This is a genomic window from Streptomyces sp. NPDC090994, from assembly GCF_044768905.1.
GTDB lineage: Bacteria > Actinomycetota > Actinomycetes > Streptomycetales > Streptomycetaceae > Streptomyces.
The window spans coordinates 1-11,360 of the sequence record NZ_JBIVWS010000026.1; the positions used below are offsets into that span (position 1 = coordinate 1).

Sequence of the window (11,360 nt, forward strand, 5' to 3'; positions counted from 1 at the left end):
GCCCGGTTACATTCCGAACCCGGAAGCTAAGCCTTACAGCGCCGATGGTACTGCAGGGGGGACCCTGTGGGAGAGTAGGACGCCGCCGAACAATTCTTAGAGCGCTGGCTCTTGGGCAGACTGCCCGAGGGCCAGCGCTTTTTTGCGTTGAGGTAAGGTCGGGGAGCATTGTTGGCTTATTTCATCCAGGAGGCCCCCGGGTGGAGGTCCAGGAGACCCGCGTCCAGACTGACCGGGTCCTCACCATCCCGAACATCCTCAGCATGGCCCGTCTTGTCGGCGTGCCCCTTTTTCTGTGGCTGATCCTCAGGCCCGAGTTCGGCGGCCCCAAGAGCGACGGCTGGGCGCTGCTGGTCCTGGCCCTCAGTGGAGTCAGCGACTACCTGGACGGCAAGCTCGCCCGGCGCTGGAACCAGATCAGCAGCCTAGGCCGGCTGCTGGATCCCGCGGCCGACCGGCTCTACATCCTGTCCACGCTGGTCGGGCTGACGTGGCGGGAGATCCTGCCGCTCTGGTTGACCGCTGTACTGCTGGCGCGCGAGCTGGTCCTCCTCGTCATGGTGGGCATCCTCAGGCGCCACGGCTATCCGCCGCCGCAGGTGAACTTCCTGGGGAAGGCCGCGACGTTCAACTTGATGTACGCCTTCCCGCTGCTGCTGCTCAGTGACGGAAGTGGATGGATCTCGTCACTCGCTGCTATTTTCGGATGGGCGTTCGCCGGATGGGGTACAACGCTGTATTGGTGGGCAGGAGTCCTCTACATGGTCCAGGTCCGCCGCTTGGTCCGCGCGGACACCATGGCCGATTGAACTCGCCCACCGTGCGGCCGTAACGGCCCCGATGGCCCGTGCTGGAAAAGTGCGGGACAATCGAGGCGGGTGAAGTCGGTCAGACCGTCGTCTCTTAGAGGAGGACGCTTCCGACATGAAGGCCGTCGTGATGGCCGGAGGCGAAGGCACGCGCCTTCGCCCTATGACCTCAAGCATGCCCAAGCCGCTCCTGCCGGTGGCCAACCGGCCGATCATGGAGCACGTTCTGAGGCTGCTCAAAAGGCATGGGCTCAACGAGACCGTCGTCACCGTTCAGTTCCTGGCCTCCCTGGTCAAGAACTACTTCGGTGACGGTGAAGAGCTCGGAATGGAGCTCACCTATGCCAACGAGGAGAAGCCACTCGGTACCGCCGGAAGCGTCAAGAACGCCGAAGAGGCGTTGAAGGACGATGCCTTCCTCGTCATCTCCGGCGATGCGCTGACCGACTTCGACCTCACCGAGCTCGTCAATTTCCACAAGGAGAAGGGCGCGCTGGTCACCGTCTGCCTGACGCGGGTGCCGAATCCCCTTGAATTCGGAATCACCATCGTCGACGAGGACGGCAAGGTCGAGCGCTTCCTGGAGAAGCCGACCTGGGGGCAGGTCTTCTCGGACACCGTGAACACCGGCATCTACGTGATGGAGCCGGAGGTCTTCGACTATGTCGAGGCCGATGTGTCCGTCGACTGGTCCGGCGATGTCTTCCCGCAGCTGATGAAGGAAGGCAAGCCGATCTACGGCTATGTCGCCGAGGGGTACTGGGAGGACGTCGGCACCCACGAGAGCTATGTGAAGGCCCAGGCGGATGTCCTGGAGGGCAAGGTCGACGTCGACATCGACGGTTTCGAGCTGTCGCCCGGAGTGTGGGTGGCCGAGGGTGCCGAAGTACATCCCGACGCCGTGCTGCGCGGGCCCCTGTACGTCGGTGACTACGCCAAGGTCGAGGCCGGTGCCGAGATCCGGGAACACACCGTCATCGGTTCCAATGTCGTCGTGAAGAGCGGGGCCTTCCTGCACAAGGCGGTCGTGCACGACAACGTGTACGTCGGGCCGCACAGCAATCTGCGTGGCTGTGTCGTCGGCAAGAACACCGACATCATGCGCGCCGCGCGGATCGAGGACGGCGCCGTCATCGGTGACGAGTGCCTGGTCGGTGAAGAATCGATCGTTCAGGGCAATGTGCGGGTCTATCCGTTCAAGACGGTCGAGGCCGGCGCGTTCGTCAACACCTCGGTCATCTGGGAGTCGAGGGGCCAGGCGCACCTGTTCGGCGCCAGAGGCGTCTCCGGCATCCTGAACGTCGAGATCACGCCGGAACTCGCCGTGCGGCTGGCCGGTGCCTACGCGACGACCCTCAAGAAGGGCTCCACCGTCACCACCGCCCGCGACCACTCGCGAGGCGCGCGTGCGCTCAAGCGCGCGGTCATCTCCGCGTTGCAGGCCAGCGCCATCGACGTACGGGACCTGGAGAACGTACCGCTGCCCGTGGCACGGCAGCAGACCGCGCGGGGAAGCGCCGGCGGCATCATGATCCGTACGACGCCCGGGGTACCGGACTCCGTCGACATCATGTTCTTCGACAGCCAGGGCGCCGACCTGTCGCAGGGCAGCCAGCGGAAGCTGGACCGGGTGTTCGCGCGGCAGGAGTACCGGCGGGCGTTCCCCGGGGAGATCGGTGACCTGCACTTCCCGGCCAGCGTCTTCGACTCGTACACCGGGTCGCTGTTGCGCAATGTCGACACGGCGGGGATCGCCGAGTCGGGGCTGAAGGTCGTCGTCGACGCCTCCAACGGAAGTGCCGGCCTGGTGCTGCCGAGTCTGCTGGGCAAGCTGGGTGTCGACTCGCTGACCATCAATCCCGGCCTCGACGAGTCCCGGCCGACCGAGTCGGCCGACATGCGGCGGTCCGGGCTGGTGCGGCTCGGTGAGATCGTGGCGTCCTCGCGGGCGGCGTTCGGCGTGCGGTTCGACCCGGTCGGTGAGCGGCTGTCGCTCGTCGACGAGAAGGGCCGCATCATCGAGGACGACCGGGCGCTGCTGGTGATGCTGGACCTGATCGCCGCCGAGCGGCGCAGTGGGCGGGTGGCCCTGCCGGTGACCACCACTCGGATCGCCGAGCAGGTGGCGGCGTACCACGGCACCCAGGTGGAGTGGACGACCACCTCGCCCGACGACCTCACGCGTGTGGGCGGTGAGGAAGGTACCATCTTCGGCGGTGACGGCAAGGGCGGGTTCATCGTCCCGGAGTTCAGCAGTGTCTACGACGGCACGGCGGCCTTCGTACGGCTGATCGGGCTGGTGGCGCGGACGCAGCTCACGCTGAGCCAGATCGACGCCCGGATCCCGCGGGCGCACGTCCTCAGGCGGGATCTGGCGACCCCGTGGGCCGTCAAGGGGCTCGTCATGCGGCGCGTCGTGGAGGAGGCGGGAGACCGCTCCGTGGACACCACCGACGGGGTGCGGGTCGTGGAGGCCGACGGGCGCTGGGTCATGGTGCTGCCCGACCCGGCCGAGGCCGTCACCCACCTGTGGGCCGAGGGTCCCGACGACGCCTCCGCGCAGGCACTGCTCGACGAGTGGTCGGCGGTCGTGGACAGCGCGGGCCGGTAAAACACGCAGTACGCGCGCGTGCCGGACAAGTGCCTCCAAGGGGGCCTGTCCGGCACGCCGGTGGGCCCGTTCGGAGGCAGGGGCGGCGGCGTGCGACGATGTGCGGCATGCCGCAGCAACCCCCCGTTCGGAGCACAGCTACGCGGCCCCCGCGCCCGGACGCGTCCATGTCGTTGCTCACCAACGTCATGGACCACAGCCTCGACGACGGTTACGCCGAGGCGGCGGCGCGCAAGCGGGCCGAGGGCACCGGCGGGCTGCCCAAGACACTCAGCGCCAAGCTGGGCCTGGCCGCCGGGCTGGTGCTCGCCGCCCTGGTGGTGACTGTCGGAGCCGCCCAGGCGCGGGTCGCCGCCCCGGCCGCCGCCAAGGAGCGCGAGGAGCTGATCGACCGCATCGACCAGGAGACCTCGGCGGCGGACGACTTGGAGGACGACGTCGACGCGCTGCGCGCGGACGTGAGCGCGCGCCAGCGTGCGGCGCTCCAGCACACCGGGGACGGCGAACGGGGCGAGCTGGTCGGGATCCTGTCCGGAGCCGTCGCCGTGCACGGGCCGGGGGTGAAACTCGTGGTGAACGACGCCAAGGACGCCTCCACGGGCGGGGACGGCGAGCCGCGCGGGACCTCCGGCTTCTCCGACACCGGCCGGGTCCGCGACCGGGACCTGCAACGGGTCGTCAACGGGCTGTGGGCCTCCGGCGCCGAGGCGATCTCCATCAACGGGCAGCGGCTGACCGCGCTCTCCGCGATCAGGGCCGCGGGTGACGCGATACTGGTGGACAACAGGCCGCTGGTGCCTCCCTACACGGTGGTCGCCGTGGGGGACGGACAGCGGCTCGGCACCCGGTTCGGGAACAGCGCCGACGGGCTGTATCTGAACGCCCTGAAGGAGAACTACGGCATCCGGACCGGTGTCTCCACGGAGGACGACCTCCGGCTGCCGGCCGCGCCGAGTGTGATCGTACGTACCGCACAACCGAAAACCGAGAAGGGCACATCGTGATCGCCGTACTGGGCCTCGTCGTGGGAGTCGTGGCCGGCCTGCTGGTCCGGCCGGAGGTTCCGGCCGCCGTCGAGCCTTATCTGCCGATCGCCGTGGTCGCGGCGCTGGACGCCGTGTTCGGCGGTCTGCGGGCCATGCTCGACGGCATCTTCGACGACAAGGTCTTCGTGGTGTCGTTCCTGTCGAACGTGGTCGTGGCCGCGCTGATCGTCTTCCTGGGCGACAAGTTGGGCGTCGGCGCCCAGCTGTCCACCGGTGTCGTGGTCGTCCTCGGCATCCGGATCTTCTCCAACGCCGCGGCGATCCGCCGGCACGTCTTCCGGGCGTGAGGCCGATGACCGCCGACGACGAGCAGCAGGGGAAGGCCGGGAGCCGGCTCCGTGCCGCATTGCCGCAGGAGGTGGCGCCGGTCCCTCGGCCGAGCGCGGAGCAGGGACCCGCGGCACGGCAGGAGCCCGGACTGACCGGGCGGCAGCGACTGGTGCAGGGGCTGTGGCCGCCCCGGGTGACCCGGGCTCAACTGATCGTCGCCCTGCTGCTGTTCGGCCTCGGTTTCGGCCTGGCCGTTCAGGTGGCGTCCAACAGCGACGGGGACAGCGCGCTGCGCGGCGCCCGGCAGGAAGATCTTGTCCGCATCCTCGATGAACTCGATGACCGTACGCAACGTCTTCAGGACGAGAAGCAGGGCCTCGAGGAGCAGCGCGACGAGCTGGAGAACAGCTCCGACCAAGCCGAGGAGGCCCGCAAGCAGACGATCGAGAAGGAGCGGCAACTCGGCGTCCTGGCGGGCACGGTGGCCGCGCAGGGGCCGGGCATCACGATGACGATCGCGGACACGAGGGGGACGGTCGAGGCGGACATGCTGCTCGACGCGATCCAGGAACTGCGCGCCGCCGGCGCGGAGGCGATCCAGGTCAACGGGGTACGGGTCGTCGCCGGTACCTATCTGACGGACTCCGGTGACGGAGTGAGCGTCGACGGGAACAAGATCGACGCGCCCTATCGTTTCAAGGTCATCGGCAAGCCGCAGGACCTCGAACCCGCGCTCAACATCCCTGGGGGAGTGGTGCAGACTCTGGAGAAGGAACAGGCCACCGCTACTGTTGAGCGGTCGAGCGAGATCGTCGTGGACGCCTTGCGAGCGGCGAAGCAGCCTGACTACGCTCGGTCGTCCTCCGAGTGAACCGGGGGCGCATGGGCGCTGTCCGGCGGGGGCATGAGGTTGCGGGGGGTCGGCGCACCGAATGGGTGGTGCGTGGTGGAAACTGTCTGGTGGAGACGGACGTTGTCAGGATGTCCGGGTCGGCCAGTACGTTCAGTCAGGGTTCGTCCTGCCCCACGGGCGGGTCTGTTTCGGTCAAGGGGAATCGCCCGTGAAGTTGTTTGCGAAGTTGTTCGGCAAGAGCGCGCGAGAGAGCGGCGAGAACGCGACCGCTCGCCATCGCGCGCAGCCCGACGCGGAGGGTCAGCGTCCGCTGTTCCGCGACCAGGTGGGTGGTCAGGGCGCGCCGTCTGTTGACCCTGCACAGTCCGGCGGCATAGGTTTCGGGCAACCGTCGACCTCAAGTACGGGTTCAGGGTTCGGCCCCGGTCCGTACGCGTCCAACACCCCGGCGGGACAGCCGCCGCAGGAGGATCCGTCCATGTCGGCCCTGGTGTGTACGAGGTGCGGTAACCGCAACGCGGAGAACAGCCGCTTCTGCTCCAACTGCGGCGCGCCGCTGCGGGCCGGGGCGCACCCGGAGCGTCCCTCGGAGACGACGTCCACGATCTCGATCTCCGGCCTGGAGGCCTACGACGCCGAGGTCACCGGACAGACCCAGATGCCGACGCTCTCCCCGGAGGCGCAGGCCGCCGTGGAGGCGCTGCCGCTGGGCTCGGCGCTGCTGGTCGTGCGCCGGGGTCCGAACTCGGGCAGCCGGTTCCTGCTGGACGGGGAGCTGACCACGGCCGGGCGGCACCCGCAGAGCGACATCTTCCTGGACGACGTGACCGTCTCCCGCCGGCACGTGGAGTTCCGCCGGCAGCAGGACGGGTCGTTCACGGTTGCCGACGTGGGCAGCCTCAACGGTACGTACGTCAACCGGGAGCGGATCGACGAGGTCGCCCTGTCCAACGGTGACGAGGTGCAGATCGGCAAGTACCGGCTGGTCTTCTACGCGAGCCAGCGGGGCTACTGAGCCGCCCCGGGCTCCGTCCGGGGAGATCCCCAGGGAAGGGCCATGCTGCAAACACCGAGCGGTGGTGCCGGTCACGGCACCACCGCCACGGACGGACTGATGAGCATCGGCGCGGTGCTGAACGTGCTGCGCGACGAGTTCCCCGACATCACGATCTCGAAGATCCGTTTCCTGGAGTCGGAAGGGCTCGTGGAGCCGCGGCGGACGCCCGCGGGATACCGCAAGTTCAGCGCCCGTGATGTCGAGCGGCTCGGGCACGTCCTGCGGATGCAGCGGGACCACTATCTGCCGCTCAAGGTGATCCGCGAGCACCTGGACGCCATGGAGCGCGGGGAGGCCGTGCCGCTGCCCACGCTGGGGCGGCAGCGCGACGGTGAGGCGGCGCCGGAGCCCACCGCCGGGGCGACGGCGGCCCGGATCGGGCGGGAGGAACTGCTCGCCGCCGCCGGCATAGAGGAACGGCAGCTCGACGAGTGGGAGGCGTACGGGCTGATCGCGCCGCTGCCCGACGGGGCCTATGACGCGGAGGCGGTGACCGTGGCCACTCTCGTGGTGGAGCTGGGACGGTCCGGGATCGAACCGCGGCACCTGAGGGTGATGAAGGCCGCCGCCGACCGGGAGGCCGGGCTGGTGGACCAAGTGGTGGCCCCGCTCAAGCGCCACCGGAACCCGCAGACCAGGGCGCACGCGGAGGCCCGTACCAAGGAGCTGGCGGGGCTCGCGGTCAAGCTGCACGCGGCGCTGGTGCAGACCGCTCTCGGGGTACGGCTGCCCTGAGGCGGGACCGGATCGGCCCGAGGAGGGGCCAGGACTGCCCTGCGGGGGGCATGGATCGGCCCGAGGAGGGGCCGGGACCGCCCTGTGGAGGACCTGGATCGGTCACCCGTTCCCGGCCCGACTACCCAAACGTCCCGGGCACGGCCTAGGGTTGCTGTGTGAACGAGCTCGATGTCGTAGGTGTCCGGGTCGAGATGCCCTCCAACCAACCGATCGTGCTGCTGCGTGAAGTGGGAGGAGACCGTTACCTCCCCATCTGGATCGGTCCCGGGGAGGCGACGGCGATCGCCTTCGCCCAGCAGGGCATGGCTCCCGCACGGCCGCTGACCCACGACCTGTTCAAGGACGTGCTGGAAGCCGTCGGCCAGGAGCTCACCGAAGTGCGCATCACCGACCTGCGGGAAGGTGTCTTCTACGCCGAGCTGGTCTTCGCCAGCGGAGTCGAGGTGAGCGCCCGGCCGTCGGACGCCATAGCGCTGGCGCTGCGCACCGGGACGCCGATCTTCGGCAGTGACACGGTGCTGGACGACGCCGGTATCGCGATCCCGGACGAGCAGGAGGACGAGGTGGAGAAGTTCCGCGAGTTCCTCGACCAGATTTCGCCGGAGGACTTCGGCAGCAGCAATCAGTGACAGCCGTCCGAAAAGGACATTCGGCTAGCCTTTCCCCATGAGAGGGCACGGCAAACCACTCTTAGGGTGATTATCACTCGGCGTGCCGAGTGTGGCGATCGTTGACGCACCCTTGGTGACTGCCTACCTTCGAGGAGGCAGGTCAAGGACGGAGGTCGGCGTGAGAAGCAGCGGCGACGGTACGGTGGGGCGTGCTCCTGCACGCGGTCTCGGGGCGAGCGCTCCGTACCCTCCCGAGAGTTCTCGGATTCGTCCGGGTGGAGGATGCCCGCAGCCCGGCGGTACGGCCGGCCACGCCCCGCGGCGGCCCGCGGCGGTGCCGAGCGGCGAAGGGGCGGCGTCCATGGCGTCCGAGCAGATCGGTTACCGGGGGCCCACGGCCTGCGCGGCCGCCGGTATCACCTACCGGCAGCTCGACTACTGGGCCCGTACCGGACTCGTCGAACCGAGTGTGCGGCCGGCCCACGGGTCCGGGACGCAGCGTCTGTACAGCTTCCGTGACGTGGTCGTCCTGAAGATCGTCAAGCGGTTCCTCGACACCGGCGTGTCGCTGCAGAACATCCGGACCACGGTTCAGCACCTCAGGGAGAGCGGTTTTCGCGACCTGGAGCGGATGACGCTGATGAGCGACGGCGCCACGGTCTACGAGTGCACCTCGCCCGACGAGGTGCACGCGCTGCTCCAGGGCGGCCAGGGGATCTTCGGGATTGCCGTCGGCGTGGTGTGGCGGGACGTGGAGGCCGCCCTGTCGCAGCTGCACGGGGAGCGGGTGGACACGGGCGAGACCCTCGTCGGCCACAACCCGGCGGACGAGCTGGCCCGGCGGCGCAACCGGGCGGTCTGACCCCACGCCGGGCGTACCGGGGGCGGGGCCGTTGTCAGTGGCGTAGGGCAGCATCGGAGATGTGAGAACCGCGCCCACGATCCTGCATCTCGACATGGACGCCTTCTACGCCTCGGTGGAGCAGGCGTCGAAGCCGAGCCTGCGCGGGAAAGCCGTCGTGGTGGGCGGGCTGGGCCCGCGTGGCGTGGTGGCCACGGCCTCCTACGAGGCCCGGGTCCACGGCGTCCACTCGGCGATGCCCATGTCCCAGGCCCGGCGGCTCGCGCCCAACGCCGCCTACCTGGTGCCGCGCTTCCAGCTGTACCGCGCGGTCAGCGAGCAGGTGATGGGGCTGCTGCGGGCGCTGTCGCCGCTGGTGGAGCCGCTGAGCCTGGACGAGGCGTTCGTGGACCTGGAGGCCGGCGGGGCCGCCTGGGACGCGGACTCGGCGCGGCTGACCGGCGCGCGGCTGCGGGCGGACATCCGGGCCGTCACCGGGCTCACGGGCTCGGTGGGGCTGGCCGCGTCCAAGATGCTCGCCAAGATCGCCTCCGAGGACGCCAAGCCCGACGGGCTGGTGCTGATCGAGCCCGGCACCGAGCGGGACCTGCTCGCGCCGAAGTCCGTGCGGATCCTGCCCGGCGTGGGCCCGGCGACCGGCGACCACCTGCGGCGGGCCGGCATGACCACGGTCGGGGAACTTGCCGAGGCGGGCGAGGACGAGCTGGTCCGGCTGCTGGGCAAGGCGCACGGACACGCGCTGTACGCGATGGCGCTGGCGCACGACGAGCGGCCCGTGGTGGCCGAGCGGGAGGCCAAGTCGGTGTCGGTGGAGGACACCTACGACGTGGACATCCATGACCGCACCCGGGTCGGTCTGGAGGTGCGGCGGCTGGCCGGCCGGTGTGTGCGGCGGCTGCGCGAGGCGGGGCTGTCCGGGCGCACCATCGTGCTGAAGGTGCGGCGCTACGACTTCTCCACCCTGACCCGGTCCGAGACGCTGCGGGGGCCCACGGACGACCCGGCGGTGGTCGCGGAGGCGGCGGCGCGGCTGTTGGAGGCCGTGGACACCACCGGCGGGGTGCGGCTGCTCGGCGTGGGGGTCACCGGGCTGGCCGACTACACGCAGGAGGACCTGTTCGCACAGGCGGCCGGGGAGCGGGCGGGGGCGGAGGAGCCGGATCAGCCGTCGGCGCCGGCCGAGGAGGCCGACCGGGGCGGGACCGCCGAGCCTGACCTCCCGCCCGCCGAGCGCCGCTGGCCGTCGGGGCACGACGTGCGGCACGCCGTGTACGGGCACGGGTGGGTGCAGGGAAGTGGTCTGGGGCGGGTCACGGTGCGGTTCGAGACGCCGTTGTCGACCCGGCCGGGGCGGGTGCGGACCTTCCGGACCGACGATCCGGAGCTGGAGCCGGCGGATCCGCTGCCGTTGGTGGAGCGAAGACCCTCGGCCGCCGCCGGTCCGGTGGACGCGGTGGGGCCGGCGGGTGCGGGGTGACGGCCGGGGTGGGCGCGGTGGGCCTGTCGGCCGGTGCGGGTGGTGCCGATGGTGCTCGTGGTGCCGGTGGTGCGGCGGGGTGCCAGTGGTGCCAGTGGTGCCGGTGGTGTCGGTGGTGCGATGTGGTGCCGGTGGTGCGCGATGGTGCCAGTGGTGCGGGATGGTGCCGGTGGTGCGGGGTGGTGCAGGTTGGCGCGGGACGCGGTTGGTGTTGGTCGGGTCGGCGGCGCGCGCCGTGGACGCCGGTGAAGGGGGCGAGGTGCTGAGGCAGGTGGGGCGGACCTCGCGAGCGCGTTGATTCCGGAGCAGCGGCGCCACTCGTCGTCGCTGATTTCCAGCACGGGCCGGGCGGGTGGTCTGAGGTGGCCGTCCGGCGGCTCAGCGGTGCCGGGCGCGCCCCGTACCCGTACGCCTCAGGTCGGCTCCTCCTGGCCCGCCAGCTTGCCGAAGTCGCGGTCGGGCAGGGGGGACGGGGCTGCGGTGTCGAGGCCGTAGTGGTGGTAGAGCTGGAGTTCCTGCTCCGGGGAGAGGTGGCGGCCGACGCCGAAGTCGGGGGCTTCCTTGATGAGCGCGCGGTCGAACGGCACCCGCAGCGTGCCGTCGACCAGTTCGCTGGGCTCCAGGGGGACGAACGCGTCCCGGCCGAAGAGGCCGGTGCGTATGGCCGCCCATTCGGGTACGCCGGTGGCGTCATCGAGGTAGACCTCGTCGACGGTGCCGATCCTCGTGCCGTTGCGGTCGAACGCCTTGCGGCCGATCAGGTTGCGCGGGTCGATGTCGGTACGCACGGGCCCTCCAGGTGGTCGCCAACCATCCGGTACATCATCCGTAAGCACTACAAAAGAGCACATTCGGACGGGCGGCCACTCGAAAGACCGTGCGTGGGCCTCGCTGGTAGGCTGACGAACGGCTGCTGACCCCGTGCGGGAGAGTCCTCCGGATACCTCGGAGGCGCCGAAGGAGCAAATCCTCCCCGGAATCTCTCAGGCCCACGTACCGCACGGACGAGGTCACTCTGGAAAGCAG

General features: G+C 69.9%; 11 protein-coding genes, 1 rRNA gene and 1 riboswitch. Of the genes, 11 read left to right on the plus strand and 1 reads right to left on the minus strand.

The window, feature by feature from the left end; genetic code table 11:
* The 11 genes from rrf to ACIQR3_RS33150 all read left to right on the plus strand — a co-directional run.
* Positions 1 to 91: ribosomal RNA gene (rrf, locus tag ACIQR3_RS33100) — 5S ribosomal RNA — on the plus strand; the annotation flags it as partial.
* Between the two features lie 109 nt (positions 92 to 200).
* On the plus strand, positions 201 to 809 hold the full coding sequence (locus ACIQR3_RS33105) for a CDP-alcohol phosphatidyltransferase family protein (protein ID WP_403544566.1): 609 nt from the start codon (positions 201 to 203) through the stop codon (positions 807 to 809).
* A gap of 115 nt (positions 810 to 924) precedes the next feature.
* Positions 925 to 3,420, plus strand: coding sequence for a mannose-1-phosphate guanyltransferase (locus ACIQR3_RS33110; protein ID WP_215168875.1), 2,496 nt, complete (start codon positions 925 to 927; stop codon positions 3,418 to 3,420).
* A gap of 167 nt (positions 3,421 to 3,587) precedes the next feature.
* Positions 3,588 to 4,424, plus strand: coding sequence for a DUF881 domain-containing protein (locus ACIQR3_RS33115; RefSeq protein WP_403544568.1), 837 nt, complete (start codon positions 3,588 to 3,590; stop codon positions 4,422 to 4,424).
* On the plus strand, positions 4,421 to 4,753 hold the full coding sequence (locus ACIQR3_RS33120) for a small basic family protein (protein WP_003977440.1): 333 nt from the start codon (positions 4,421 to 4,423) through the stop codon (positions 4,751 to 4,753). Before ACIQR3_RS33115 ends, ACIQR3_RS33120 begins: the two co-directional genes overlap by 4 nt.
* 5 nt (positions 4,754 to 4,758) lie before the next feature.
* Positions 4,759 to 5,607 carry a DUF881 domain-containing protein gene (locus ACIQR3_RS33125; protein ID WP_403544570.1) on the plus strand — a complete coding sequence of 283 codons (849 nt, stop codon included), beginning with the start codon at positions 4,759 to 4,761 and terminating at the stop codon, positions 5,605 to 5,607.
* 61 nt (positions 5,608 to 5,668) lie between these two features.
* On the plus strand, positions 5,669 to 6,604 hold the full coding sequence (locus ACIQR3_RS33130) for an FHA domain-containing protein (protein ID WP_215168868.1): 936 nt from the start codon (positions 5,669 to 5,671) through the stop codon (positions 6,602 to 6,604).
* A 42-nt stretch (positions 6,605 to 6,646) separates the two neighbouring features.
* Entirely contained in the window at positions 6,647 to 7,381 is a 735-nt protein-coding gene (locus ACIQR3_RS33135) for a MerR family transcriptional regulator (RefSeq protein ID WP_403544572.1), read from the plus strand.
* Positions 7,382 to 7,539: 158 nt separating this feature from the next.
* Positions 7,540 to 8,013: a bifunctional nuclease family protein gene (locus ACIQR3_RS33140; RefSeq protein WP_188183535.1), complete on the plus strand. Its 474-nt coding sequence runs from the start codon at positions 7,540 to 7,542 to the stop codon at positions 8,011 to 8,013.
* A gap of 160 nt (positions 8,014 to 8,173) precedes the next feature.
* Entirely contained in the window at positions 8,174 to 8,857 is a 684-nt protein-coding gene (locus ACIQR3_RS33145) for a MerR family transcriptional regulator (RefSeq protein WP_403544574.1), read from the plus strand.
* A gap of 61 nt (positions 8,858 to 8,918) precedes the next feature.
* On the plus strand, positions 8,919 to 10,334 hold the full coding sequence (locus ACIQR3_RS33150) for a DNA polymerase IV (protein ID WP_403544576.1): 1,416 nt from the start codon (positions 8,919 to 8,921) through the stop codon (positions 10,332 to 10,334).
* A gap of 413 nt (positions 10,335 to 10,747) precedes the next feature.
* Here the strand turns inward: ACIQR3_RS33150 and ACIQR3_RS33155 are convergent, their stop codons facing one another.
* On the minus strand, positions 10,748 to 11,122 hold the full coding sequence (locus ACIQR3_RS33155; RefSeq protein WP_403544578.1) for a PRC-barrel domain-containing protein: 375 nt from the start codon (positions 11,120 to 11,122) through the stop codon (positions 10,748 to 10,750).
* Between the two features lie 126 nt (positions 11,123 to 11,248).
* A riboswitch (glycine riboswitch) is annotated at positions 11,249 to 11,343 on the plus strand.
* The last annotated feature ends 17 nt before the right edge of the window (positions 11,344 to 11,360 follow it).